General features: G+C 62.8%; 24 protein-coding genes. 9 read left to right on the forward strand and 15 right to left on the reverse strand.

Features of this window, described 5'->3' with window-relative positions; translation table 11 throughout:
- Nucleotides 1-8 precede the first annotated feature (8 nt).
- The 10 genes from PspS04_RS02350 to PspS04_RS02395 all read right to left on the reverse strand — a co-directional run bounded on the left by PspS04_RS02350 (nt 9) and on the right by PspS04_RS02395 (nt 12,277).
- On the reverse strand, nt 9-1,130 hold the full coding sequence (locus PspS04_RS02350; protein WP_159993420.1) for an acyltransferase family protein: 1,122 nt from the start codon (nt 1,128-1,130) through the stop codon (nt 9-11).
- Nucleotides 1,127-2,362: a glycosyltransferase family 4 protein gene (locus PspS04_RS02355; RefSeq protein ID WP_159993422.1), complete on the reverse strand. Its 1,236-nt coding sequence runs from the start codon at nt 2,360-2,362 to the stop codon at nt 1,127-1,129. Before PspS04_RS02355 ends, PspS04_RS02350 begins: the two co-directional genes overlap by 4 nt.
- Complete coding sequence (locus tag PspS04_RS02360) at nt 2,359-3,834, reverse strand: O-antigen ligase family protein (RefSeq protein WP_159993424.1); 1,476 nt, start codon at nt 3,832-3,834, stop codon at nt 2,359-2,361. Before PspS04_RS02360 ends, PspS04_RS02355 begins: the two co-directional genes overlap by 4 nt.
- Entirely contained in the window at nt 3,824-4,783 is a 960-nt protein-coding gene (locus tag PspS04_RS02365) for a glycosyltransferase family 2 protein (RefSeq protein WP_159993426.1), read from the reverse strand. The genes PspS04_RS02360 and PspS04_RS02365 overlap by 11 nt, the downstream gene beginning before the upstream one ends.
- Complete coding sequence (locus PspS04_RS02370) at nt 4,783-5,619, reverse strand: NAD-dependent epimerase/dehydratase family protein (protein WP_159993428.1); 837 nt, start codon at nt 5,617-5,619, stop codon at nt 4,783-4,785. The genes PspS04_RS02365 and PspS04_RS02370 overlap by 1 nt, the downstream gene beginning before the upstream one ends.
- On the reverse strand, nt 5,616-6,587 hold the full coding sequence (locus tag PspS04_RS02375) for a glycosyltransferase family 2 protein (protein WP_159993431.1): 972 nt from the start codon (nt 6,585-6,587) through the stop codon (nt 5,616-5,618). Before PspS04_RS02375 ends, PspS04_RS02370 begins: the two co-directional genes overlap by 4 nt.
- Nucleotides 6,577-8,040 (reverse strand): exopolysaccharide biosynthesis polyprenyl glycosylphosphotransferase, encoded by a 1,464-nt coding sequence (locus tag PspS04_RS02380; RefSeq protein ID WP_095169591.1) that lies wholly within the window; start codon nt 8,038-8,040, stop codon nt 6,577-6,579. The genes PspS04_RS02375 and PspS04_RS02380 overlap by 11 nt, the downstream gene beginning before the upstream one ends.
- A 43-nt stretch (nt 8,041-8,083) precedes the next feature.
- A complete protein-coding gene (locus tag PspS04_RS02385; protein WP_159993433.1) occupies nt 8,084-9,139 on the reverse strand; it encodes a GDP-mannose 4,6-dehydratase in 1,056 nt (351 codons plus the stop codon).
- Nucleotides 9,140-9,310: 171 nt separating this feature from the next.
- A complete protein-coding gene (locus PspS04_RS02390) occupies nt 9,311-10,597 on the reverse strand; it encodes a lipopolysaccharide biosynthesis protein (protein ID WP_159993435.1) in 1,287 nt (428 codons plus the stop codon).
- A gap of 150 nt (nt 10,598-10,747) precedes the next feature.
- A complete protein-coding gene (locus PspS04_RS02395) occupies nt 10,748-12,277 on the reverse strand; it encodes an HDOD domain-containing protein (RefSeq protein WP_159993437.1) in 1,530 nt (509 codons plus the stop codon).
- A 166-nt stretch (nt 12,278-12,443) separates the two neighbouring features.
- On the opposite strand from PspS04_RS02395, the gene motA reads away from it, so the two are divergent.
- Both motA and motB read left to right on the forward strand, forming a co-directional pair.
- Nucleotides 12,444-13,295: a flagellar motor stator protein MotA gene (motA, locus tag PspS04_RS02400; protein ID WP_095169587.1), complete on the forward strand. Its 852-nt coding sequence runs from the start codon at nt 12,444-12,446 to the stop codon at nt 13,293-13,295.
- Nucleotides 13,296-13,298: 3 nt separating this feature from the next.
- Nucleotides 13,299-14,327 carry a flagellar motor protein MotB gene (gene motB / locus PspS04_RS02405; RefSeq protein WP_159993439.1) on the forward strand — a complete coding sequence of 343 codons (1,029 nt, stop codon included), beginning with the start codon at nt 13,299-13,301 and terminating at the stop codon, nt 14,325-14,327.
- 51 nt (nt 14,328-14,378) lie between these two features.
- Here the strand turns inward: motB and PspS04_RS02410 are convergent, their stop codons facing one another.
- From PspS04_RS02410 to rsgA, 4 genes are all read right to left on the reverse strand, one after another.
- Complete coding sequence (locus PspS04_RS02410) at nt 14,379-14,870, reverse strand: toll/interleukin-1 receptor domain-containing protein (RefSeq protein ID WP_095169585.1); 492 nt, start codon at nt 14,868-14,870, stop codon at nt 14,379-14,381.
- Complete coding sequence (locus tag PspS04_RS02415; RefSeq protein WP_159993441.1) at nt 14,870-15,829, reverse strand: caspase family protein; 960 nt, start codon at nt 15,827-15,829, stop codon at nt 14,870-14,872. Before PspS04_RS02415 ends, PspS04_RS02410 begins: the two co-directional genes overlap by 1 nt.
- Before the next feature lie 2 nt (nt 15,830-15,831).
- Entirely contained in the window at nt 15,832-16,239 is a 408-nt protein-coding gene (locus PspS04_RS02420) for a TIR domain-containing protein (protein WP_095169583.1), read from the reverse strand.
- Nucleotides 16,240-16,450: 211 nt separating this feature from the next.
- Nucleotides 16,451-17,482: a small ribosomal subunit biogenesis GTPase RsgA gene (gene rsgA, locus PspS04_RS02425; protein ID WP_095169582.1), complete on the reverse strand. Its 1,032-nt coding sequence runs from the start codon at nt 17,480-17,482 to the stop codon at nt 16,451-16,453.
- A 107-nt stretch (nt 17,483-17,589) separates the two neighbouring features.
- Here rsgA and orn point away from each other — a divergent pair, with 107 nt between their 5' ends.
- Both orn and PspS04_RS02435 read left to right on the forward strand, forming a co-directional pair.
- Nucleotides 17,590-18,132, forward strand: coding sequence for an oligoribonuclease (orn, locus tag PspS04_RS02430; protein ID WP_095169581.1), 543 nt, complete (start codon nt 17,590-17,592; stop codon nt 18,130-18,132).
- Between the two features lie 89 nt (nt 18,133-18,221).
- Entirely contained in the window at nt 18,222-18,833 is a 612-nt protein-coding gene (locus PspS04_RS02435) for a trimeric intracellular cation channel family protein (protein ID WP_095169580.1), read from the forward strand.
- Here the strand turns inward: PspS04_RS02435 and queG are convergent.
- Entirely contained in the window at nt 18,815-19,885 is a 1,071-nt protein-coding gene (queG, locus tag PspS04_RS02440) for a tRNA epoxyqueuosine(34) reductase QueG (RefSeq protein WP_159993443.1), read from the reverse strand. The two genes, PspS04_RS02435 and queG, sit on opposite strands and share 19 nt — an antisense overlap.
- A gap of 63 nt (nt 19,886-19,948) precedes the next feature.
- On the opposite strand from queG, the gene PspS04_RS02445 reads away from it, so the two are divergent.
- Genes PspS04_RS02445 through miaA form a run of 5 tightly spaced genes read left to right on the forward strand, consistent with a single transcriptional unit; the run spans nt 19,949 to nt 25,597 of the window.
- Complete coding sequence (locus tag PspS04_RS02445) at nt 19,949-20,809, forward strand: NAD(P)H-hydrate dehydratase (protein ID WP_159993445.1); 861 nt, start codon at nt 19,949-19,951, stop codon at nt 20,807-20,809.
- The gene (gene tsaE, locus PspS04_RS02450) at nt 20,797-21,267 is read left to right on the forward strand and encodes a tRNA (adenosine(37)-N6)-threonylcarbamoyltransferase complex ATPase subunit type 1 TsaE (RefSeq protein ID WP_095169577.1); all 471 of its coding nucleotides are present in this window, start codon (nt 20,797-20,799) and stop codon (nt 21,265-21,267) included. Before PspS04_RS02445 ends, tsaE begins: the two co-directional genes overlap by 13 nt.
- A 3-nt stretch (nt 21,268-21,270) precedes the next feature.
- Nucleotides 21,271-22,707 carry an N-acetylmuramoyl-L-alanine amidase gene (locus PspS04_RS02455; RefSeq protein ID WP_202982087.1) on the forward strand — a complete coding sequence of 479 codons (1,437 nt, stop codon included), beginning with the start codon at nt 21,271-21,273 and terminating at the stop codon, nt 22,705-22,707.
- A complete protein-coding gene (gene mutL / locus PspS04_RS02460) occupies nt 22,704-24,626 on the forward strand; it encodes a DNA mismatch repair endonuclease MutL (RefSeq protein WP_159993449.1) in 1,923 nt (640 codons plus the stop codon). The genes PspS04_RS02455 and mutL overlap by 4 nt, the downstream gene beginning before the upstream one ends.
- Nucleotides 24,626-25,597, forward strand: coding sequence for a tRNA (adenosine(37)-N6)-dimethylallyltransferase MiaA (gene miaA / locus PspS04_RS02465; RefSeq protein WP_095169574.1), 972 nt, complete (start codon nt 24,626-24,628; stop codon nt 25,595-25,597). Before mutL ends, miaA begins: the two co-directional genes overlap by 1 nt.
- Nucleotides 25,598-25,635 lie beyond the last annotated feature (38 nt).

The raw sequence follows: 25,635 nt of genomic DNA on the forward strand, positions 1-25,635 counted from the left end.
TTAGTTGCTTATGCAATGGCTCGGGTGATTCGTTTGCCAATCTCGATGACCGGCTTTTCCAGCAACACATGCACGGCATACCCCACCCCAATCGTAGTCAGGCCCGCCAGGATCACCACCCCGACCGCGCCGAAGGGGGTCACGCTGACCACCTTGAACAACCGGCCAAAACTGGCGAGCACGAACGGGTGTGTCAGGTAGATCGCGTAGGAGGCATCGCCGATCTGCACCATCCAGTCCCGGCGCGTGGGCACGTGGCCTTTGGTGCGGCTTTGCCATTCCAGGGTCAGCCCGGCCAACATGAAGGCGCCATAGGACAGGCCAAAGCTCAGGACTCGGATTGGTTGTTCACGGTTGAGTTGCCCCGAGTCGGCGAAGATCGACGCCAGCAATAGCAGGACGCAGCCCGCCACGAAGGGCGGCCAGAAGCCCCAGGCCCGGGCCCGCTGATAGATCTTGAAGACCCCGACCCCGATGGTGAATTGGATGATGAACAGCGAAAACAGGTGGTAGTCCCAGAAGTCGATCCCGCCGTGGACCCGCAGTGCCCATTTGGCCAGGGCCAGCACTGAGAGGGTCAGCATCACCCACGGCAAGGCGTTGATCGTGCTGAAGCGCATGACCAGGAAGACGATGGTGTAGAACACGATTTCATGTTCCAGCGTCCAGCCCACGAACAGGATCGGCAGGCCGGCTTGCGGCAGCATCAGCATCGACTTCAGCGCGCTGACCCAGTCGTGGCTGCCCGAGCCCATGGTCATGCTCGGGCTGTACAGCCACATCAGCACCACCAGCCCGGTAAACAGCACGTACAGCGGCACGATGCGAAAGACCCGGCTCAGGACCCAGCGCTTGGGCTGGAACGCACTGCCTGCCGAGACGTAGGTCATGATGAAACCGCTGATCACGAAGAACAGGTCGGGGGCCGAATACCCCACGCGCATGGCGTAGGTGCTGTGAAAGTCGGCCATCACCGGCAGCTTGCGGCCGATGTCTTCGACGTGCACCACCAACACCATCAGCACCGCCAGCCCACGCAGGCGCTGGACGCTGAGCAGCTCACCCTTGGCCACGGCCCAGGGTGCAATCGCCTTGCTGTAGAACCCGGCAAACTGGCGCAATACGGTCATACCCGCGCACTCCCGTAGATCAGTCCCAGGGGTGGATGGGCCGGTAAGTTGTGGGTGCACTGCTCATACAACGCGCGCAAGGCGCGGATGTGGCCGTCGCGGCTGTGGTTGGCCTTGACCCACTCACGAGCGGCCCGCCCGAGCACCGCCAGGCGTTCGGGTTCATCCAGGGCGCGCTGCAGGCCGGCGGCCAGGCCCTTGACGCTGACATCGGTGACCAGCAGGCCGGTGTGGCCATCGCGCACGTAGTCGGCAATGCCGCCGACCGCGAACGCCAGTACCGGCGTCTCGAAGGCCATCGCTTCAATCCCCACCAAGGGACCGGGGTCGTCCCACACCGAAGGCAATACGAACAAGTCGGCGCCCTGGTAGTGCCCGGCCAGTTCTTCGGAGGCCAGCCAGTCGATGAAGGTAATGCGCGAGCTCAGTTGCAGTTTTTCCGCCAGACCACGGGCCGAAGCCAGGCGCGGGCCGCTGCTGATGGCGACCAGGCGCCAGTCACCCTGGATCTCGGCCAGGGCCTTGACCAGCACCTCCAGGCCCTTGCCCTTGACGGCCTGGCCGGCAAACAGCAACTGCAGGGGACGTCCTTGCAGGGCAGGTTTGCCAACGGCCTGCGGCTGCTGGGCCTGTTGGTCGAACCGGCTGAAGTAAGGCACCACATGGATCCGCTGCTCGCTGAAGCCATTGATCCGCAGTACCCGACCCATATGCTGGCTGCCAACCACGGCCCCGCGAAAGCGCTGGTACATCCCGCGTTCGTTGAGTTTGCCCGCCAGGTCCATCAGTCGTGGCATACGGCCACCGGCTTTCGGTGGACCGATCAGGCAACCGTTCAGGGCGCAGGACCAGTCCAGAGGGCGCTGGCAACGATCTCCCGGAAAACGTCGACGGCCGCGGCGCAGGCACATCGACGTGTAGTCATGGAACGAGCGCATGAGCGCCAGGCCGCTGTCGGTCAATGCCGCCAGCAGGTCGCTGTCGCTGCACAGGTGCACGTGCACCAGGTCCGGCTCCCAGGCCTGGATGCGCTCCAGGGCCTGGCCGGGCGAATCGGCATCCCCCAGGCCGAGCAATTGCACCCCGGTGCAATCCAGGTGCGCCGGGACCTGTTGCCCCTGGTGCGCCACCAGGGTCCGGTCGCCCTGGGCGTTCAGCGCCCGGGCCAGGTCCAGCACGTAGTTGGGCAGGCCACCGATGCCCAGTTCCTCGACCAGCAGCATGATCTTCATCCAGCAACCTCTTGAGTCTTGACGCCGGTCAGCCCCAGGGCGCGGGCGGTACTGTCGGTCAGCCCCAGGCTCAGCAGCAGCACCAGGGTGAAGTGCATGTTTTGCAGCAGCAGCATGTCGACCATGGCAAACACGCAGTACGCGGTCAGGGTGCCCACCGCGGCCAGGGTGAAGGTGTCGCCGGGGTCGCCAACGCTGCGCTTCCAGCGCCGGATCAATTGCCTAAAGACCATGACAATGAAGGCCAGGTAGCTGAGCAGCCCCAGGGCGCCGGTGTCGGCGAGCAGCTCCAGGTAGGTGTTGTGGGCATGCGTCGACTGGTAGCCGAGTTCGACGTTGAGGGTCACGCCGCGGGCGTAGAATTCATCGCGGAAATTGCCCAGCCCGACCCCGATCAACGGGTTGTCGAACCACACGTCACGCACCACGCCCCAGATGGTCAGGCGGTCAATCACCGCATCCGGGCGGCCCGGCACCAGGCCGCTGAGGGTGCCGTCCCAACTGGGCCACAGACCCAGGCCGATGGGGGCGATCACGGCCACCGCGATCAACCCCAGCACCAGGAATTTCCACAGCTGCGGGCGCAGCATCAGGCAGATCGCCAACAGGCACGCCAGGCCCCCAAGCAGCCCGCCTCGGGATTGGGCGGCCATCATCCCGGCGATGCTGATGACGATCCCCAGGCCCGCCAGGACCCTCAGGCCACCGCTGCGCGAGTTCAGCAGATGCGCCAGGGAGATGCTGAGCAGCATCACCAGGTACATGGCCAGGCCCTGCGCCCCACCAAAGGAACTGCCCGCCCGGCCGGAGATATCGAAGGTGTGGTGGATCGCCGGTTCGTCACCGCTGGGGCCAGGCACCGGGATGCCCAGCATGCCGGTGAGCGTGTGGCCGTGGGTGGCATACTCCACCAGGCCATCGATGGCAAAGAAGACTGGAGTGCAGATCAGGGTGATCGCGGCGAAACGCCAGAAGTCCTGATCCGGGCGAAATACCATCAACAGCACCGGCAACAGTACGAACCATTCGACGACCCGCAATGACTGCTTGATGCTGGCGCCGGGGGCGATGGAGCCCAGTTGTGCGAGGAACACCGCGATCAGGAAGGGCGTGATGGCGAGGATCAGGAACGGTACGCGCATCCGCCCCAGGTGCGGCGCTTGCGGGCGTTGCAGCATGAACAGCCAGAGCAGCGCCCAGAGCACGACAAGCGCATCGGCGGCGTTCAGTGGAATGCCACCGACGGTCTTCTGGATCGGGATGGCCAGGCTGATCACAAAACCCAGGAATAACCATTGCGGCCGGCGGGCCAGCAGCAGGACGCCGCCGAAGGCCAACGACAAGGCCATGCCCGCCAGGGGCATGTAGACCGTGGTGAACGCCACCACCAACCCCAGAACCCCGGCCAGCACCACGCCCCGGCGCTGAGTCCGGTCATCGAGGGGCTCGTAGGGTGAGGGCTCAAACGCCATGGTCAACCACCTCGATGCGCAGGGGGTTGATCGACATCACCCGGGCATTGGCCCGCAGCAATGCCCGTGCTTCCTCGCGCCGCGCCGGCTGCAGGACGGCGGCCAGCAGGGTCTTGGCACTGGCGGCCAGCATCACCAGGTCGGTCAGCAGTTTGAGCAGCAGCACTTCGGCCAGGCTGCGGTGCTTGCGGTACAGCCGATAGCGGCTGCGGCGCAGCTCATAGCGCATGCGCAGTGCGGTTTCACTCGGCGCCTGGCGACGCTGGCCAGCGGGCGCGCGTCCGGAGGAACTACCGCCGTGGTGCAGAATCCGCGCGTCGGGCACCAGCAGCAACTCCCAGCCGGCGTTGCGGGCCCGTACGCACCAGTCGACGTCTTCGTCGTACATGAAAAAACCTTCGTCAAACAGCCCGACGCTGTGCAGCAACTCGCCGCGGATCAGCATGCAGGCGCCATGCAGGCGCTCAAGGCTGATGGGGGCCGACTGGCCGTTGGCCGGGAACTGCGGGCCGGTCAGCATGCGCTTGACCATCTGCGTCAGGCTGGGGAAACGGCAGGGGAAATCCTGATCGGCGCCATCGCTGGCATTGACGACTCGGCCACTGACCGCGCCCACCTGCGGTTGCAGTTCGAGGACTTCGATCAGCCGGTCGAGGGTGCCGGCCTCGACCTGGGCATCACTGTTGAGCAGCAGCACGTAGTCGCTGCGCAAGCCGCGCAGGATCAGGTTATTGCCGCCGCCAAAACCCAGGTTGTTTGGCGAGGCGATCAGTTGAATGTCCGGGCACTGCTGGGCGATGACCGACACGCTGTCATCGCCCGAAGCGTTATCGACCACGGCAATGGCCAGCGTTGCCCGACTGGGCGGGAAACGCTTGAGCGATGCCACGCACTCGACCACCAGTTGCGGTGTGCGGTAATTGACGATGGAAACCGTGAGCGTCTTCATCACGCATACCCCTGGAGCAATCGACTCTCATCATGCAGACGGGCGCCGAGGGCTTGGCAATGCTGCCTGAGCGCCGTGGCAGTCAGGCCCGGGATGCCATAGGTGGCCCGGGCGGCGGCGATATCCAGGCGGAACCCGTCGAATTCGCGCAGGTTGGTCACCAGCAACTCACCGCTGCCAAAACCTTCGATTAACCACTGGGCAATACGCCCGGTGGGTGTGCCGATGCCTGAGCCAAGATTGAAGATGCCTGGCTGCGGGTCTTGGGCGATTCGTGCCAGCCAACTGGCGAGGACTTCCACGGGGAGGAAATCGCGTTCGACGAAGGGGCTCATGTCCAGCACGATGCGCTGCTGGCCAAGCAGGCTGCGCAAGGCGATGGCGAAGAAGTTGCGCCGGCTTTCCTCAAGTTCGTAGCCGAAGATATTGCTCATGCGCACGATGGTCAGGCGCTCGCCGAGCATCTGGGTGATCGCCCGTTCGGTGATCAGTTTGCCGATCCCGTAGGTCGCCACGGGCTGGGGTTCCTGGGATTCGTGCAAGGCCTGGTCATTGATCGCGGGGCCGTACACCAGGCGTGAACTGGCCATGATGTAGCGCACCTGCGGCAGCGGTTCGATGCGCCGGGCCAGGGCCAGTTCGAAGTCCAGGGCGTGTTCGTAGCCGTTGCGCAGGGCCGGGTTGTACGCCAGGTTCAGCACCTGGCTGACACCGTCGAGCCAGGTGTCGCTCGCGAGGGCTTCGCGGTGGCCGATAAACCCCCAGCCAGCCGTCTGCTCGCACTGGCGCAAGGCCTGGGCGATCAGGCTGGTATCCCCGACGACGACAATGCTCATGGCTGGTTCCAGAACATTGAATGCATGCTCATCCGCCGGCGCCATACCAGCGGTACCCGTTGGTAACGCTCACCGAGCCAGTAGCCCAGGTACTTGCCCGCCGTGCGCAGCAGGATGGAAAAAACTGCCAGGGGCTGGCCGCGCTTGAGTGCAGCCTGGATCTCGACCTTGACGAACCGCAAGCCTTCGCCGGACGTCGACAGGCGCGCCTTGCTCAGTTCGCTGTCCATGGCAATCAGGGTGCCGATGTCGAAGTAGCGCTTGAATTCCTGGCTGATGCTGTAGTCGTGGCTGTGCACGGCCTGGGCCGCGGGTTCGTAGACCCGGGCATAACCCTTGCCGAGCAGGCGGATGGCTGCGGCCATGTCTTCGCCCAGGGGCAACTGTGTGGGGAATCCGCCGACGGCCTCCAGTGCGTCGCGACGATAGGCGGCAAAGGAGTTGGAGCAGAACACCGCCTTGATTCCGATACGCGCGATGTCTGCCTGGGTCGTGCGTTCATGACGATCGGGGTAATTGAACTCGCGAGCAAAACGTTCGGTGTCGGTGGCCTCCCGGCGCGGTAGCTGCTGGCCGTAGACCAGGGCCACCTGTGGGTCGGCAAAGGGCTTGAGCAAGCGTTGCAGCCAATCATCGCCCTGGGGGCAGGCATCTTGAGTGAGGTACACCAGGAACTCGCTGCGGGCGCACAACTGCAGCGCCAGGTTGCGGGTCTTGCCGTGGCCGAACTCACTGCGCTGGATGGTCACCAGGCGATGCCCGGCGGTCTCGATCATCTGCGGCGTCAGGTCGGTGGACGAGGAGTCGATGAACACCACCTCCCGAGGCGCCTGTTTCAGGGCGGTGAGGGCCGGCAGCAGGGCCTTGAGGTGCTCCTGGGCATTGAGGGTCAGCACGATGATGCTGCTGCGCATTCCCAGATTGGCTTCCTCGTTCGGGCTGGCGACGGGCATCGATTCAAAATGCATTCTTGCCTCCCAACCCACCAAAGATGGTCTTGATCACGATCCACAAGTCCAGCTCTGGCGACCAGTTCTGGATGTACTGCACGTCAAAGATGAAGCGCTCGGTCAGTGACTCTTCAGTGAAGGTATTGCCCCGTGAGCCATTGACCTGGGCCCAGCCGGTAATGCCTGGGCGCACCTTGTAGCGCTCGACGAAATCCACCACCACGTTCTCGTAGGTGCGGTCGCCGGCCTTGACGCCCGGCGGGTGAGGGCGTGGGCCGATCACCGACATATCCCCCAGCAGTACATTGATGAACTGCGGGAACTCATCGAGGCTGGTGCGCCGGATGAAGTTGCCGATCCGGGTCACGCGGGCATCCTGGCGCTGGTTGAGGCAGATTTCGCCGGGCGTGGGGTCGAACCGCATGCTGCGAAACTTGTAGATCTGGAATAGACGGTTGCGCAGGCCGTAGCGGCCTTGGGTGAACAGCGCCGGCCCAGGCGACTCCAGGCGGATCAGGGCGCCCAGCACCAGGCCAATGGGCAGGAACAGCAACAGCACGACCGCCGAGAAGCTGATGTCGAACACCCGCTTGATCAGCCGTCCTTCGATAGGCAAGGGGTTCATGCCCAGCAGCAACATGTTGCCGGGTCCGCTGTGCGGGCGGCTGAGGAAGGGATGGCCGAGCACCGGCTCCTCGGGGGCGAGGTAGACATTGCCCATCTGCCCGCGCAGGCGGGTGGCCAGCGAGCTGACCCGGTCACCTGCCTGGTTGGGCAGGGCGATGATCACTCCGTCGATGTCCGGTGGCAGTTGGTCCAGCTGCGCGGTCCCCCCGGCGAGCAGGGGGAACGGCAGGGTGGAGGTATCAATGCGCGAGCTGCGGTCGTCGATGAAACCGATCACGACGATTTCCGGTTCCCGGGCGGTCAGGTAGCGCGCAATCGCCACGCCTTGCTCGCCAGCGCCGACGATGACCAGGCGCAGCTTGCGGTCCCAGGAGCGGGTGTAGCGCGACACGTACTGACCGGCTACTTGCGCAAAAAGCACCAGCATGATGAACAGCGCGAGGTAGGACCAGGGAGCCAGCATCGGCATCTGGCCGATCTCCATGAATACCAGCACCAGCAGGGTCACCAGTGCGCCGTTGAGCACCGAGCTGACCCAGCGCAGGGCTTTGCGGTCCTGGCGCGAAAAGCCTTTGTAGACCCGCACGGGCATCACCGCCGAGGCACAGACCACCACGAAACCGACCGTCCAGGCATCGGCCCACCAGCGATCCGTGAGCCACCAGTAGTGGACGTTGAGCAGCACGGTCGCGAGCAATCCTCCCAGCACCCGGCCCAGCCGAGTCAGGAGGATTTCCAGGCCAGCCAAGGCCGGGGCATCAAAACGGCGGGCCCTTTTTTTAGCACGCGTACCCTGCACCTGTGCGTCCGGGGCAGCGCCCGGGAGCGTTTCGCTAACTGACATGGAATATCCTCGCCTCAACTGCGCAAGTGACAACAACTCTGAGTCAGGAACTAAGGCCTTTGGAGAGCCCGTTGGAGACTTCCTGTACCGGCAGCAGGCCGGCGACTTCGACCTCGACGGCAGCGGTCGCGGGCAACTCGCCAAACAACTCCGGGTAGCGCGCGAAGTTGTCGCGGTACCAGTCGACTAACATGCTGATGTCGTCGCTCAGGTTGTTTTTGGGCTTCCAGCCCATGTGCATGAGCTTGTCCCAGGACACTGAGTAACGCCCGTCGTTGAACGGCCGGTCGGGGATATAGGTAATGACTTCGCGCGAGGGTTTGTCGAAGGCCTTGCTGATAAGTTCGGCCACTTGCAGGTTGGTATATTCCTCGGTGGTGCCGATATTGTAGACCTCGCCGACTTCACCTTTTTCAGCCACGAACACCACCGCTTCGGCGAAGTCCTGTGCACTAAGGTAGTGCCGGCGATTGGTACCATTACCATGCAGGGTCAGTTTGCGCCCGGTCAGCATGTGGCAGATAAAGCGCGGGATGATCTTTTCCGGAAACTGGCGGATGCCATAGAGGTTGTTGGCCCGGATGATCACGATGGGTTCGTGGTAGGACTGCAGGTAACCCTGCAGGATCATCTCGGCCGCGGCCTTGGAGGATGAGTAGGGGTTGGTGGGGCGCAAGACCTCGTTTTCACTGGCCGCGCCTTCCATGACCTGCCCGTAGACCTCGTCGGTGCTGACATGGACGATCTTCCTGACCTTTTCCTGGCGGCAGGCTTCCATCAACGCATGGGTGCCCAGCACATTGGTTCGGGTGAACTCCAGGGAGTTGCCGAAAGAGTTATCCACATGGCTTTCGGCTGCGGCATGGATCACCAGGTCAGCGTCCTTGACCACCCGGCGGCACATATCCAGGTCGGCAACATCGCCGACCAGCAACTGCACGCGATTGGGAAACAAGTGATGGGAAATGTTGCGAACATCGCCGGCGTAAGTCATCTTGTCGAAGACCACAACTTTGGCGTCAGAGAAATGCCGGCAAACTTCGTCGACAATATGCGAGCCCGCAAAGCCGGCGCCGCCAGTTACTACTATCTTGCGCATGACGTTAACTCCTTGGCCAAAAACCTGAGTCTGATAAAACGTCCAATCCATTCGCCGGCCCCTACTGCGCGGATCAAGGGCCCATAAGTGTTTTTTGTTACAGATAGCTCCAACGACAACAGCGAACTTGTGGCGTTTTGATACTTAATAGCCATTAGGCGAAGTTTGACTTTAGTCACTCACCTGTATTTCACCAGTGCAGCGGTTAGTTTTTTTTGCCATTACTTGGAACATAATCGCTAGCATCAAAAGGCCAGCAACATTTGCGCCACAATAGAACTGGGCTAACAGCTCAAGCGACAACCGGTCGTGCCAGATCAAGGCCAGTACCAGCAGCACTGTCAGGTTGGTGCCGTGGTAGAACAGGTTGCTCACCGGCGCCCGCAAGGCCAGGAGCCCAAGCTGTATCGGTGCGGCGGCTGCCACGGCCAGCAGGCCGAAGGCCAGGTACACCAGCGCCGGCCCGCCTTTGCTGAAGTCGGGGCCGTACAGCACGCCCAGTAACGGTTCCCCAGCCAGCCACGCCAGCAGCACGAACCCCAGGGCCGGCAGCAGGAATGGCAGCGCCCGCAGCAGCATATAGCGGAGCAAACGGGCCGGGCCTGCCTCTTGATAGTGCGCAATGAAGCGTGGGCGGAAATGATTGGTCAGGGCGATCAGCAACGGATTGATCAGGTTGGTGACCGCGATGCACGCCGCATACAGGCCGGCCATCGCCTGGCCGCCCCCCAGCAGCGCTAGCCAGGGGTACAGTTGCACGCTGGCGACATGGCACAACCCGCCGGCCACCAGCCAGCCGCCATAGCCGAGGAAGGCACGCCATTGAGTCGCCAATTGCCTGATCGGTGGCCAGAAGAATGACGCCTGGGCCTGCGGCAGGTTCAGCGCAAAGGACAGGGCGCAAACCCCGGCGATGGCAAAGAACACTGTTTCAGCGCTGAGCCATCCACCCCAGGCTAAGACCCCGAGGGCGAGCAACTGGCCGATGGCACTGGTCAGGTCGAGGATCAGGGCTTGCCTGGAGCGGTTGATCACGTAGAAATGCCGCCGTAGAAATTCGCGCATCACCAGACCCATCACCGCCAGGGGCAGGGCAGGCCAGAGCTCGCTGGGCAAGCCTGCCCCGAATTGGTGCAGCAGGGTCAAGACCAACGCCACCACCAGGCCGAGCCCGGCGCTGCCCCACAAGGCGCTGCTGAACAGGGCGTGCGGCTCTCCTTCGCCGCTGGCGCGCAGATAGGTGTAGGGCGTCGCGATCAGCGTGTCGCCCAACGAGATGATCAGGAAGCAGAAGCTCAAGCCCAGGGCGTAGGCGCCCAGGGCTTCTTGCGAGACGCAGCGACCCAGCACCAGGCCTGTGAGGAAGCTGGTCAGGCTCTGCGCCGCCTGGCCGCCGATCACCCAGAAAACGCCATATCCACGACGACTCAGTCGTGTCCAAGAATGACTGCCAGACATAATTGCTGTCCTTGGAGATGGACTGTTGACGTATCACTCCCCGTCGTTGCTCGGGGGAGGGGCTGCGCAGGATGATCGCTAGTGAGTAAGGATTAGTATCACTTCGCCAGATTGGCAAATCCGTCGACGGAAAAACGGATGAGCGAGGGATCAACGCGCGCTATAGGTATTGAGAGCCTTTTCGATGCACTGCGCGGTTTTGCCGAAGGCCTGGACGCTGATGTCGGCAAACGCGCCGCCACCCTGGTCGGCGACCAGCAGCATGATCACTTTGCCTTTGTTGGTCAGCGAGCGCAGCAGCAAGTGCTCGCCGTCGAACAGCGAGCGCAGGCTGTCCGGCAAGTGGGCGCAAAACTGTGCATGGTTGGCGGGTGTCAGGCGCAATTGCGCCGGTTGCGCCAGCAAGCGCTGCAGCACGCTGCTCTGGCCGACCGCCAGTTGCAGGCTGGCGCTGTCCTTGGGCAAGCCCCAGGTCTGGTGGACGCGCAGGTTGCTCTGAGTGCGGTCGGCCATCAGCAGCATGGCCCGGCGCATGCCGCAGGCCGCCAAGGCATCCCGGGCGCAGGTGGTCAGGTGCAGGGCGTTGCTGAAGGGGCTCGGCTCGGCCAGCAGTTGGGCACAGTGTTTGCGCCAGCGCTGCAGGTCCTCGGCCGAGGGCGCGGCGGGAGCCTGTTCGCCGCGGCCCTGGCCATCTTCCCAGGGCCACAGCAGCGCTTCGGCCGGGTGCCAGAGGTCGGGCTGGCCGTGGTTGCGCGCGCTTTGCGCGGCCTGTTGGTGCTGTTGCTGCTGCACCTCATCCATCGGCATTTGCAGGTAGAGGCTGGTCAGGTACTGCCAGCGCCGGGTGTGCGGGCCGACCCAGGATTGCTGGGCCGACAGCGCCAGGCCGTTGGCCAGCAGCACGCTGTTGGCGGGCTGGTTGAGCCAGCGGCGCAAGGTCGGATCGTCATCCAGGCGGTTTTGCTGGCGCAGTGGATGGTCGGCGTCACGGGCAATGTGCAGCACTTGCACCAGCTCGCGTTGCTCGGTGAGCAGCAGCCGATAGCCCTGGGCGACCCAGAAGGGCAAGCGCCAGAGCTCCACCAGCACCTGGCAGAGTTCCAGCAGGCGTACCCCGAACAGCTGTTTTTCGACCTTGTGCGCTGCCTCGCCCTGGTGGATCACCCGGCGCTCCCATTCCTGCAGCAACTGTGGGTGACTCAGGGCCAGCGGCCACAGGGGGGCCAGAAACAATAGGCTGCCCCAGTGGATGTCCTGCCACAGGCGCGCCAGGCGGCTGGCAAAAAAGCCGTTGGCCTGTTGCGAGGCGTGCTGGCTGATCAGTTGCAGCTTGCGTAGTGCCGGCGGGATATCGCGCTCGGGCATGGCGGGCAGGCGTGCCAGGAGTTCGGCGGTGCGTTTGAGGCCCAGGCGAGTGAGCGCCACTTCCAGGTTTTCACAAGGCTCACTGAGGCTGCCGTGGGCGTGGCGATTGGCCTCGCGGATCACGCTCAGGGCCAGGGCTGGACTGCCCTGAATCAAGTCGGCGATATCGCGCAGGGAGCTGCGACTGCTGTTGATGGCTCTGCACACGCGGTCATGGCTGGCCTGCGGTACGGGCAAGACCACAGCGTCGAGACGCTGGACCCAGTCCTGCAGGGTGGAGGGGGTTGCCGGTGGGACGTTCGTTTCATTAACCATGGTCGGGCGCGATCATCGTTGACTTCAAACACGCCCGGGGCGGGGCAAATTGGCTTTTCGCCATAACTGGCTATAGTCTGGCGCAGTTTTGCCGATAAGTAGAAGAAGAGATTGTTTAACTTCCGAATATGACCTTGAACCCGACTTAAGTAAGTACCTTCTACCTATGGCTAAAATTATCGGCATCATCGTCGTATTCGCGAGCGTGCTCGGCGGATACGTGCTTTCCCATGGCAAGATTGCCGCCCTGATCCAGCCCTTCGAGGTGTTGATCATCGGCGGCGCAGCCCTGGGTGCATTCCTCCAGGCCAACCCCGGCTACATGACCATGCACGTGCTCAAGAAGTCCCTGAGCATGTTCAGCACACGCTTCACCCACGCCTTCTACCTGGAGGTGCTGGGCCTGATCTACGAGATCCTCAACAAGAGCCGCCGCGAAGGCATGATGGCGATTGAAGGGGATATCGAGGACGCCGCCGCCAGCCCGATTTTTGCCAAGTACCCGACGGTGCTCAAGGACGAGCGCATGACTGCGTTTATCTGCGACTACTTGCGCATCATGTCGTCCGGCAACATGGCGCCCCATGAGCTCGAAGGCCTGTTCGACATGGAGCTGTACAGTCTCAAGGAAGACCTGGAACACCCCTCCCATGCAGTCAACGGCATTGCCGATGCGATGCCCGGTTTTGGTATCGTCGCGGCGGTACTGGGGATCGTGGTCACCATGGCCTCGCTGGGTGAGGGCGACCAGAAGTCCATCGGCCTGCACGTCGGTGCGGCACTGGTGGGGACCTTCTTCGGTATTCTCGCCGCCTACGGTTTTTTTGGTCCGCTGGCCCATTCCCTGGCCCACGACGCCAAGGAAGAGCTGAACGTCTACGAGGCCATCAAGGCCTCGCTGGTGGCCTCGGCTTCCGGCATGCCGCCGTCGCTGGCGGTGGAATTCGGGCGCAAGGTGCTGTACCCGGCGCACCGTCCTAGCTTCGCCGAGCTGGAACAAGCAGTTCGCGGTCGCTGAGTCATGGAAAACAATCAGCCGATAATCATCAAGCGCGTCAAGCGCATCGCGGCCGGGCATCACGGGGGCGCCTGGAAAATCGCGTTCGCTGACTTCGCGACGGCGATGATGGCGTTTTTCCTGGTGCTGTGGCTGCTGTCCACGGCCACGCCGGAGCAGAAGATCGCCATTGCCGGCTACTTCAAGGACCCGATCGGCTTCACCGAGAGCGGTACGCCCTACGTCATCGACCTCGGCGGTTCGCCGGAGCTGGCGCCGGACAAGACCCTCAACCCTGAGGCCAAATTCCAGCCGCAGCCGGACAAGGTGACGGTCGATACCGAGCAGGCCGAAGGCGTGGCCGAACAGGTCGAGCAGGAACGCCTCGAGTTGCTGCTGCTGGAGTTGCAGAACAAGGTCGAGGAAAACCCGCAACTGCAGAAATTCAAGGACCAGATCCTGTTCGAGATCACCCCGGATGGCTTGCGCATCCAGATCATCGATTCGGAAAACCGGCCGATGTTCGACTCCGGCAGTGCACGCCTCAAGCCGTACTTCGAAGACATCCTGCTGGCCATGGCGGACACCATCAAGGCGGTGCCCAACAAGATCAGCATCAGCGGCCACACCGATGCCAAGCCCTATGCCGGCAGCGGTGATTTCGGCAACTGGGAGCTGTCGTCCAACCGTGCCAACGCCGCGCGACGAGCGCTGGTGGCTGGCAGCTATCCGCAAACGCAGGTGGCGCGGGTGGTGGGCTACGCTTCGTCGGCCATGTTCGACCGCAAGAATCCGTTCAATCCGGTCAACCGCCGGATCGACATTGTGGTCCTGACCAAGAAGGCCCAGCGTGCCATCGAAGGTGAACAAGGTGCCGAGCCGGCGCCGGTGCCGACCCAGGGCCAAGGGGCCCCGGGCGAAGTGCCGGCAGCGCCAGTCGACCCGGATGCCTTGCCCGCAGACCAGCAACCGCTGCCAGCCCATGAGCTGCGCGAGCGCTTGAATCTGTTTGATGATCCGCTGCCCAAGCCATCTGAAGCCCCCAAGCAGTGATCCATAAAAAAGCCGACAGCGATGTCGGCTTTTTTATGCTCGCCGTTCGCTTCAAAAGCCGCGGCGGACCCTGGCCTTGAGTTCGGTATGGAAGCGATCTGCATTAGTCCGGTTGTTCGAGCGTAGCGACTCGTTGCTGACGATCGAGTCCAGCGTCATTGCGCGTCTGCTTGTCTGCTCGTCGCGGTAGGCGTCGATAAAGAAATCGAGGTCGGCAATCCTCGACAGTTTTGGCCACTTGTCGAGGTACTCGGGCAGTTCTCCGGCGCCGGTCTTGAATGAGCAGATTCGCCGGTCACTGATGGTCGCCTCGCCAATTTCGAAGGGTACCCACCAGGAGTGCGCGGTTTTGTCCGACACCACTGCGAGCAAATGGCTGCACTCGGTAATGTTGCGGGTAATCACCCCGGTGATGTCGTCGGTGGTTTGCGATTCAGGATCCAGTACATCCAGATAGGTTTTTATCCCAGCCTGGCTCAGCCGTTCGTTGATGGTCATGGCGATGGGGCGGTCGGTGTGGCGGTAGCTGATAAACACAGGCATCAGAAGTGTCCCTTGATCGCGAGTTCGCGGTAATAGGCGCCGAGTGCGGTGAGCCGGCAACCGGTGGCGTTGATGGCGGCGTAGTACATGTGCTCGGCGTCAACTGGCTCGACCAGGCTGTGGCGATTGCACTTTTGCAGTTGGGCGAAAATGTCGCCGTTTTCCGGATCGAAGGCGGCGTCGGTGGGTTCGAAGCTGGGGTCCAGAGGGAAGACAAAACTTGGCTCGGTAAACCAGAGGGGCAGTTTTCGCAGTATGTCCTCGGCGATCAGTGGCGCGACTTCGCGCAAGGCAACGAATTGCGACACGTTGGTCTTGAAGACTGGACGCTGCTCCCACGCGCCCAGCGCGTTGTCGACAAACGAGTAGACGCTGCCGGGCGTGACTTTGCCCAGTACGTTGGCCGCGCCGCCATGCAATGCCTGCAGCAGCAGGCCGGTAAAAACGCCGTGGCCGGCCCTCTCCATCGCTGGCTGCTCTTTCTTGCACGCGGTGAGGATGGTCAAACCCTCACCGATCATGCTGCTGCCGCCCCTTAAGCCGCGGACATCGGCGGCTGCGCCGGCTTCACAGCAGTCGAGAATGATGATTTTGTTTTTGATCTGGGTGGCATTGCTGGCCCAGAGGAGAATGTCGCTGATGCGGATGCCGTCACCGCTGCCTTGGAAATCCTGGGGGATCAGCAACCCCTCATCAATGTTCGTATCAAATTGTCCGTGGCCGGCGAAGTACAACAGGGCGACATCACAATCCCCGGAGAACAACTCTTGAATGCTCTGCTTCAATAGCCGGCCGGTCAGGACTTCTTCGGCCGAGGTCATGATCTTGTTGCTGAAATTGGGTCGGCCGCTGGCATGGCGCTCCAGCAGGGATGCCATGGCCATGGCGTCGTTGTTGCAGCCGCTCAGTTGGGTGACGTGGCTGTAGTGGTTGATCCCGATGAACAATCCCTTGCGCATGGTTACACCGCCGTGTGCTGGCGGATCGCGTTGACAATGCTGTTGGTGTTCCACGCACATTCGGCGTGCGCCGCGTCACGCACCACCGTCGACGTGCGCTCGGCGGCGAAAGGCCTGATCGCGATGATCACCTTGCCAAGGCGTTTGGCAATCTCGATTTCCTTGTTGATCCACTTGCTGTACGTCGAATACACGCCCGCCATGATCAACACCGCAGAGCAGGGGCGGATCTTGTTTTCGATCGCCAGCTCCAGTTGCATGTCGTTCAAGGCGCCGACGATCGGATTCTGCGGCGGCACCGAGAAGTTCTTGAAGGAAAAGCTCGGGTGTGCGCTGAGCAACTCCACCAGCCGGTCGTGTTTGTCGGCGTGGTTCCACGAATGGCTGATGAACAGATGATAGGTTTGCATGGGTTTCCCTCGGTATCGCCTGAATGCGAGAGAGACTGAATGTATGCACTTGAATGGGCGTCGCAAGACCGGCAGAGAGAAAGAGAATCGCCCTACAAGCAGGCGTGCGTGGGCCTTACAGAAAATTCCGATGTTTAAAAGGTGCAGGGATTTGTCGGGCGACATGAACCACCCGCCGCTCCATCAGTGCTGGAGCGGCGAGCGCGTCTGTTTAGTAGCTGGTTTCAGGCAGGCTGGCGATGATCGAGCGATAGCTGTTCATCCGCTGCTGCTGCACGCGGCCGTCTTCCAGGGCCTTGAGCAGGGCGCAGCCAGGTTCGCGGTCGTGTTTGCAGTCGCGGAAGCGGCAGGTGCCGATCAGGTCGTTGAACTCGATGAAGCCGGCTTCGACGTCGGCGCGGCTGACGTGGCCCAGGCCGAATTCACGAATGCCCGGGGAGTCGATCAGCTCACCGCCACCTGGGAAGTGGAACAACCGCGCGGTGGTGGTGGTGTGGGTGCCTTGGCCAGACAGCTCGGACAGCGGCCCGACGCGGGTTTCGACTTCCGGTAGCAGGCTGTTGACCAGCGACGACTTGCCGACGCCGGACTGGCCGACAAACACGCTGATGCGTCCGTCCAGCTGCTGTTGCAGGGTTTCCATGCCATTGCCGTGGTGCGCCGAGACTTCCAGCACCGGGTAGCCGAGGGTGCGGTACACCGCCAGCAGGGCGTTGAGCGCCGGGGCGTTGTGCTCGTCGATCAGGTCGAATTTGTTGAGCAGCAACAGCGGGCGGATGCCGGCGTGTTCGGCAGCTACCAGGTAGCGGTCGATCAGGTTGGCGTGGGGCTCGGGCAGCGGGGCGAAAACGATGACGATCATGTCGACGTTGGCCGCGACCGGCTTCAGTTGGCCGCGACTGTCCGGACGGCACAGCTCGGTGTTGCGCGGCAGTTGCGCGACGATCACGCCGATGCCCTGGTTGCCGGCACGCCAGACGACCTGGTCGCCGGTTACCAGTGCGGGCAGGTTGGCGCGCAAGTGGCAGCGGAACACCTGGCCGGCCAGTTCGCCTTCGCAAGCCTCGACCTCGACCTGGACGCCGAAGTGGGCGATGACCAGGCCGGTTTGCTCGGGACCAAGGTCGCCACCCTCCAGCGCTTGCACGGCGCTGGATTCGCGTTTGGCGGCGCGGGCAGCGCGCTCGCCTTGAATTTTTTCGATGCGCCAGTTTTGACGACGATTGAGTTGGCGTTTGGCCATGGGTGTTCCGTGTTGATAATGCAGCGATTAGGTAAAACGGCCGCGAGTTTAGCACGCCCAGGGGGTTGCCTAGGCTAAACTGCGCAACACTGCTTAGGAGCCGACACATGCAAAACCCACAGAATCTGATCTGGATCGATCTGGAAATGACCGGTCTGAACCCTGACACCGACGTCATCATCGAGATGGCAACGATTGTCACCGACAGCAATCTCAACACCCTGGCTGAAGGCCCGGTGATCGCGATTCACCACAGCGACGAGATCCTGGCCGGCATGGACGAGTGGAACACCCGTCAACACGGCGGTTCCGGGTTGACCCAGCGGGTGCGCGACAGCCGCATCAGCATGGCCGAAGCCGAAGCCCAGACGATCGCGTTTCTGGAACAGTGGGTACCCAAGGGCAAGTCGCCGATCTGCGGCAACAGCATCTGCCAGGACCGACGCTTCCTTTATACCCACATGAAATCCCTGGAAAGCTATTTCCACTACCGCAATCTCGACGTTTCGACTCTCAAAGAGTTGGCTGCCCGCTGGGCACCGGACGTGCGCGACAGCTTCAAGAAGGGCAGCACCCACCTGGCCCTGGACGACATCCGCGAATCCATCGCCGAGTTGCAGCACTACCGCCAGCATTTCATCAAGGCCTGACCCAGCAAAGCAGGCTGATCAGCATATGCCCTCTTCTGGTGCGGATCCGAAATGGCTAGACTGCGCGCCTTCCTGCAAGGACCGCCACCATGTTGCTGATGCTCTACCTGATTGCCATTACCGCTGAAGCCATGACTGGCGCGTTGTCTGCCGGCCGTCGGGGCATGGATTGGTTCGGTGTGGTGCTGATCGCCTGCGTCACCGCCCTGGGCGGCGGTTCGGTGCGTGATGTGCTGCTGGGGCATTACCCGCTGACCTGGGTCAAGCACCCGGAGTACCTGGTGCTGACGTCGGTGGCGGCGATGTTCACGGTGTTCACCGCGCGCTGGATGCGCCACCTGCGCTCGCTGTTCCTGGTGCTAGACGCCGTGGGGCTGGTGGCCTTTACCCTGATCGGCTGCATGACCGCCCTGGAAATGGGCCACGGCATGCTGGTGGCGTCTGTCAGCGGGGTGATCACTGGGGTATTCGGCGGCATCCTGCGCGACATCTTCTGCAACGATATCCCGCTGATCTTCCGTCGCGAGCTTTACGCCAGCGTCTCGTTTGCGGCAGCCTGGTGCTACATGTTCTGCCTGTACCTGGAGCTGCCGGGTGAGCAGGCGATCCTGATCACCCTGTTCGGCGGATTCCTGCTGCGTTTGCTGGCGATCCGTTTTCATTGGGAAATGCCCAAGTTCGTCTATAACGACGAAGCCTGATGTTGCTCAAGGGCCCATTGCACGTGTTCGCGCACCAGTTCTGAAGGGTGCTCGGCCCGGGCCTTCAAGGCTTCCAGCACCGGAATGCTCGACGGCGCGTTACCCAGGCCCACGGCCAGGTTGCGCAGCCAGCGTTCATAACCGGCGCGGCGCAGGGGCGAGCCTTCGGTGCTGCTGAGGAATTTGTCTTCATCCCACAGGAACAGCTCGGCCAGGCCGGCATTGTCCAGGTTGTGGCGGGGCTTGAAGTCACTTTCGCCACTGGGGCGGGCGAAGCGGTTCCAGGGACAGACGATCTGGCAATCGTCGCAGCCGAACACCCGGTTACCGATCAACGGACGCAACTCTTCGGGAATCGGGCCTTTCAGTTCGATGGTCAGGTAGGAAATACAGCGTCGCGCATCCAGTACGTAGGGGCCGACAAAGGCGTTGGTCGGGCAGATGTCCAGGCAGGCGGTGCAGCGCCCGCAATGTTCCGTGCTGTGGGGCGGGTCCACGGGCAGCGGCAGGTCGACGAACAGTTCGCTTAAAAAGAAGTAGCTGCCGGCCTTGCGGTTCAGCACCAGGGTGTTTTTCCCGATCCAGCCCAGGCCGGCCTGCTCGGCGATGGCTTTTTCCAACACCGGTGCACTGTCGACGAAGGCGCGATAGCCGAACGGGCCGATCAGCGCCTGGATCTTTTCTGCCAGTTGCTGCACGCGCTTGCGGATCAGCTTGTGGTAGTCGCGGCCCAGGGCGTAGCGCGAGACGTAGGCTTTTTCCGGTTGGGCCAGTAGCTGCGCCATGTTGGTATCGCCTGGCAGGTAGTCCATGCGCAGCGAGACCACACGCAAGGTGCCCGGCACCAGCTCCTCGGGATGTGAGCGTTTGCTGCCGTGGGCGCCCATGTATTCCATTTCGCCGTGATAGCCAGCGGCAAGCCAGCGCTCCAGGTGCTGCTCATGCTCAGTCAGGTCCAGACCGCTGATGCCGACTTGTTGAAAGCCCAGTTCGCGGCCCCAGTCCTTGATCGATTGGGCGAGCGCGGGGAGGTCTGTAGTAATTGCAGGCATGAGACAAGAGAAACCGGAGCTGAGGTGCGTATAATTCTGCCAGACATCGGAGCCCGAAGACGCATGCCGCAGACAAATCACCCTTTACCCGACGTTCAGTCATTGGATCCCGGCCATTTGCCGAGACTTGCCGCACGTTCGGCGAACGCCCATAAAGGCCAGTTTGGCCATGTGTTGTTGATCGGCGGCGACCGCGGTTTTGGCGGCGCCATCCTGCTCAGTGCCCAGAGTGCCTTGCGCAGCGGGGCCGGGCTGGTCTCGCTGGCCACCCGCAGCGAACATGTGCCAGCGGCACTGGCCCGGTTGCCCGAAGCCATGGTGCTTGGCACCTCGTCGGCGAACCAGTTGATGGGGCTGCTGGAGCAGGCATCGGTGCTGGTGGTCGGTCCTGGGCTGGGGCAGGGCGCCTGGGGGCGCAGCCTGTTGTCGGCAGCGGCCAACGCAGCGCTGCCCCAGGTCTGGGATGCCGATGCGCTGAATCTGTTGGCCCGTGGTGGGGTCAGTCTGCCCAAGGACTGCGTGATCACCCCGCATCCAGGCGAGGCGGCACGACTATTGGGGATTTCGACAGCCGAGGTTCAGGCTGACCGGCTTAGCGTAGCGCGCGCGTTGAGCCAACGATTTGATGCAGTCACCGTATTGAAGGGCGCGGGCACTCTGATCGCCAGTCCCGATGGTCGTGTCTATCGTTGCGAGCGTGGTCATCCGGCCATGGCCACTGCAGGCCTGGGCGATGTCCTGGCCGGTTTGCTGGGGGCGTTGCTGGCCCAGGGGATGGCCGCGTTCGAGGCCGCAGCGCTGGCCGTATGGCTGCATGCCACGGCGGGCGAGCGTGAAGGTAAGTTGGGCCGAGGGCTGGCGGCCAGTGATCTGATTCCCGCCATTCGTCAGTTGCTGGAGGAGCAAGCACCGTGTCTGAAGTAACCCTGTATCTGGCCGATGAAGACGCCATGGTGGCGCTGGGCACCCGTATTGCCCAAGTGACCCAGGGGCATGGCATCGTATTTCTGGACGGCGACCTGGGGGCGGGTAAAACCACCCTGTCCCGGGGCATCATTCGCGGCCTGGGCCATGTAGGATCAGTAAAAAGCCCTACGTTCACATTGGTCGAACCCTACGAAATCGGTGAGATTCGTGCCTTCCACTTCGACCTGTACCGGCTGGTCGACCCGGAAGAGCTGGAGTACCTGGGTATTCGTGATTACCTCGAAGACGATGCGTTGTGCCTGATCGAATGGCCCCAGAAAGGTGCAGGCTTTTTGCCAAAGCCCGACCTGACCATTACCATTAGCCCGCATGACAGCGGACGTTCGCTGAGTTTGTTGCCCCAGAGCCCGCGTGGCGAGACCTGGTGTGCCGCTTTGGCATTGGAATTCAAATAAATGATGGGGTTAGGTATGCGCTTTCGCGCGTTGGTTGCTGTCGTAGGAATGCTGCTTACGGCACTGGCCGTTGACGCTGTGGCCGCGACCAAGGTCAACAGTGTTCGCCTGTGGCGGGCACCGGACAACACGCGACTGGTGTTTGACCTGTCTGGCACTGTCCAGCACAGCGTCTTTACCCTGACGGCCCCGGATCGCCTGGTGATCGACATCAACGGTGCCGTGCTCGGCGCGCCGCTGAACGTCGCCACCGCAAATACCCCGATTACCTCCATGCGTTCGGCCCAGCGTACGCCGACCGACCTGCGGGTGGTCATCGACCTGAAAAAGGCCGTGACCCCGAAAAGCTTCGTGCTACCGCCCAATGCGCAGTACGGCAACCGCCTGGTGGTCGATCTGTTCGACAACCCGGCCGACGCTGCACCGCCGCCGGCCCCGACGCCCAGCGTTGCGACCATTCCGGCGGTGCCGGTGACGCCGACGGCGCCGGCAATCAAGCTGCCACCCGCACCACCTGCGCCCCCCGGCAAGCGTGACATCATTGTGGTGATCGACGCCGGTCACGGCGGTGAAGACCCAGGCGCCTCGGGTTCACGCGGCCAGCGTGAGAAAGACGTGGTGTTGGCCATCGCCCGTGAACTGCAGCGTCAGGTCAACGGCATCAAGGGCTTTCGCGCTGAACTGACCCGCACCGGCGACTATTTCATTCCGTTGCGTGGACGTACCGAAATCGCCCGCAAGAAAGGCGCCGACCTGTTTGTCTCGATCCACGCCGACGCCGCGCCGTCGAAAGCGGCCTTCGGCGCTTCGGTATTCGCCCTGTCCGACCGTGGTGCGACTTCCGAGACCGCGCGCTGGTTGGCTGACAGCGAAAACCGTTCCGACTTGATCGGCGGTGCCGGCAACGTCAGCCTCGACGACAAGGACCGGATGCTCGCCGGGGTCCTGCTCGACCTGTCGATGACCGCGTCGCTGACCTCCAGTCTCAACGTTGGCCAGAAGGTCTTGAGCAACATCGGCCGGGTCACGCCGTTGCACAAGCAACGGGTCGAGCAGGCCGGGTTCATGGTGCTGAAATCCCCGGATATTCCGTCGATCCTGGTGGAAACCGGGTTTATCTCCAATGCCAACGAAGCCTCGAAACTGGCCGCCCCGAGCCACCAACAGGCACTTGCCCGCTCCATCAGCAGTGGCGTTCGGCAGTTCTTCCAGCAAAACCCGCCACCGGGTACCTACATTGCCTGGCTGCGCGATTCCGGGAAAATCGCCCAGGGCCCACGGGACCATACCGTGCGCCCGGGCGAGACCCTGGCGATGATAGCCGTGCGCTACCAGGTGTCTGCGGCCAGCTTGCGCAGCACCAACAACCTGCCATCCGATGAGCTGAAGATCGGCCAGCACCTGAACATTCCCGGCACCGAACTGGCGGCCAAGGAATGAACGACTCGGTGAACAGCGGCGCGCGCATCGAACTGCTCAGCCCGCGCCTGGCGAACCAGATCGCCGCTGGTGAAGTAGTCGAGCGCCCCGCCTCGGTAATCAAGGAGTTGCTGGAGAACAGCCTCGACTCCGGCGCCCGGCGCATTGATGTCGATGTCGAACAGGGTGGGGTCAAGCTGCTGCGGGTTCGCGACGATGGCCGGGGGATCCCGGCCGATGACCTGCCCCTGGCCCTGGCCCGTCACGCCACCAGCAAGATCCGCAACCTGGAAGACCTCGAGCAGGTGATGAGCCTGGGGTTTCGCGGTGAGGCCCTGGCCTCCATCAGTTCCGTGGCGCGCCTGACCCTGACGTCACGCACCCGGGATGCCGATCAGGCTTGGCAGGTCGAGACCGAAGGCCGTGACATGGCGCCCCGGGTCCAACCGGCGGCCCACCCGGTGGGCACCTCGGTGGAAGTGCGCGACCTGTTTTTCAACACCCCGGCGCGGCGCAAGTTTCTCAAGACTGAAAAGACCGAATTCGATCACCTGCAAGAAGTGATCAAGCGCTTGGCACTGGCGCGCTTTGATGTGGCCTTCCACCTGCGGCACAACGGCAAGACCATCCTCAGCCTGCACGAGGCCCATGATGATGCGGCCCGTGCGCGGCGGGTGGCAGCCATCTGCGGCTCGGGTTTCCTGGAGCAGGCATTGCCGATCGAGATCGAGCGCAATGGCTTGCATCTGTGGGGCTGGGTCGGGTTGCCGACGTTCAACCGCAGCCAGGCGGACATGCAGTATTTCTTCGTCAACGGCCGTGCGGTGCGCGACAAGCTGGTGGCCCATGCGGTGCGCCAGGCGTATCGCGACGTGCTGTTCAACGGGCGCCATCCGACTTTCGCGCTGTTTTTCGAAGTCGACCCGGCGGCGGTCGACGTCAACGTGCACCCGACCAAACACGAAGTGCGCTTTCGCGATGGGCGCATGGTTCACGACTTCCTGTATGGCACTCTGCACCGCGCCCTCGGCGATGTGCGTCCGGAAGACCAGTTGGCCGCGCCAGCGCCGGTCGCCGGCATGGTTCGTCCCACCGGGATCGAGGCCGGGGAGTTCGGTCCACAAGGGGAAATGCGTCTGGCGGCCAATGCGCTGCTTGAGCAACCCCAGGGCCAGCCGACATTCAATACCGGCGCTGCGCCGGGCTCGGGTGCCGGTGCCGGTTATCAGTACCAATACACGCCACGGCCCCAAGGTGCCGGCGTGCCGGTGGCTGAGGCCCAGGCGGCCTATCGCGAGTTTTTTGCACCCTTGCCCGAGGCGAATGCCGCGGCGTTGCCGGAGGGTCAGGACGACATTCCACCCTTGGGCTACGCCCTGGCGCAGCTCAAGGGTATCTACATTCTTGCGGAAAACGCTCAAGGCCTGGTCCTGGTGGACATGCACGCCGCCCACGAACGGATCATGTACGAGCGCCTGAAGGTGGCAATGGCCAGCGAAGGCCTGAGCGGCCAGCCGCTGCTGGTGCCCGAATCCCTGGCAGTCAGCCAGCGCGAAGCCGACTGTGCGGAAGAGCACGTCAGCTGGTTCCAGCGCCTGGGCTTCGAGCTGCAGCGCCTGGGCCCGGAAACCCTGGGTATCCGGCAGATCCCGGCGCTGCTCAAGCAGGCCGAGGCCAATCGCCTGGTGCAGGACGTTTTGGCGGACTTGATGGAGTACGGCACCAGCGACCGTATCCAGGCGCACCTCAACGAGTTGCTCGGGACCATGGCCTGCCACGGCGCGATCCGCGCCAACCGGCGCCTGGCCCTGCCGGAAATGAACGGTCTGCTGCGTGACATGGAAAACACCGAGCGCAGCGGTCAATGCAACCATGGCCGACCGACCTGGACCCAATTGGGCCTGGACGATCTGGACAAACTGTTCTTGCGCGGTCGTTGATGAGCCAGCTCCCTCCAGCGATTTTCCTGATGGGCCCGACCGCTGCGGGCAAGACCGATTTGGCCATCGAGCTGACCAAGGTGCTGCCCTGTGAGCTGATCAGCGTCGATTCGGCGCTGGTCTACCGGGGCATGGATATCGGCACGGCCAAGCCGTCAAAGGCCTTGCTGGCGGAGTTTCCCCACCGCCTGATCGATATTCTCGACCCGGCCGACGCCTATTCGGCCGCGGATTTCCGTCGCGATGCTCTCGAGGCCATGGCCGAGATCACCGCGCGCGGCAAGATCCCGCTGCTGGTGGGCGGCACCATGCTTTATTACAAGGCGTTGATCGACGGCCTGGCCGAGATGCCCGCTGCCGACCCGCAGATTCGTGCCGAGATCGAGGCAGAGGCGGCCCGCCTTGGCTGGCAGGCCCTGCACGATCAATTGGCGGTGATTGACCCCGTTTCCGCGGCCCGCATTCACCCCAACGATCCGCAGCGCCTGAGTCGGGCGCTGGAAGTCTATCGGGCCAGCGGCCAGAGCATGACCGAGCTGCGCGCACGACAATCTGCGCAAAGTACTGAAGCAGGCGCTTCGGGACGCCCACAATTGCCCTATACTGTCGCAAACTTGGCCATTGCCCCGGCAAATCGCCAGGTGCTGCATGAGCGAATTAAACAAAGATTCACACAAATGTTGGAACAGGGGTTCATTGACGAGGTCGTAGCCCTGCGTAAAAGAAGTGACCTGCATTCGGGGTTGCCGTCTATACGCGCTGTAGGCTACCGACAAGTCTGGGATTACCTGGATGGCAAGCTGACGTCAGCCGAGATGCAGGAGCGTGGAATCATTGCCACGCGCCAATTGGCGAAGCGCCAGTTCACCTGGCTGCGCAGTTGGGCTGATTTGCACTGGCTGGACAGCCTCGATTGCGACAATCTGCCACGCGCCTTGAAATACTTGGGATCGGTCTCCATATTGAGCTGAGTCCTTGCAATTGCCGTCTATCCTTGGGGGTGTGACGG

Source organism: Pseudomonas sp. S04 (genome assembly GCF_009834545.1).
GTDB lineage: Bacteria > Pseudomonadota > Gammaproteobacteria > Pseudomonadales > Pseudomonadaceae > Aquipseudomonas.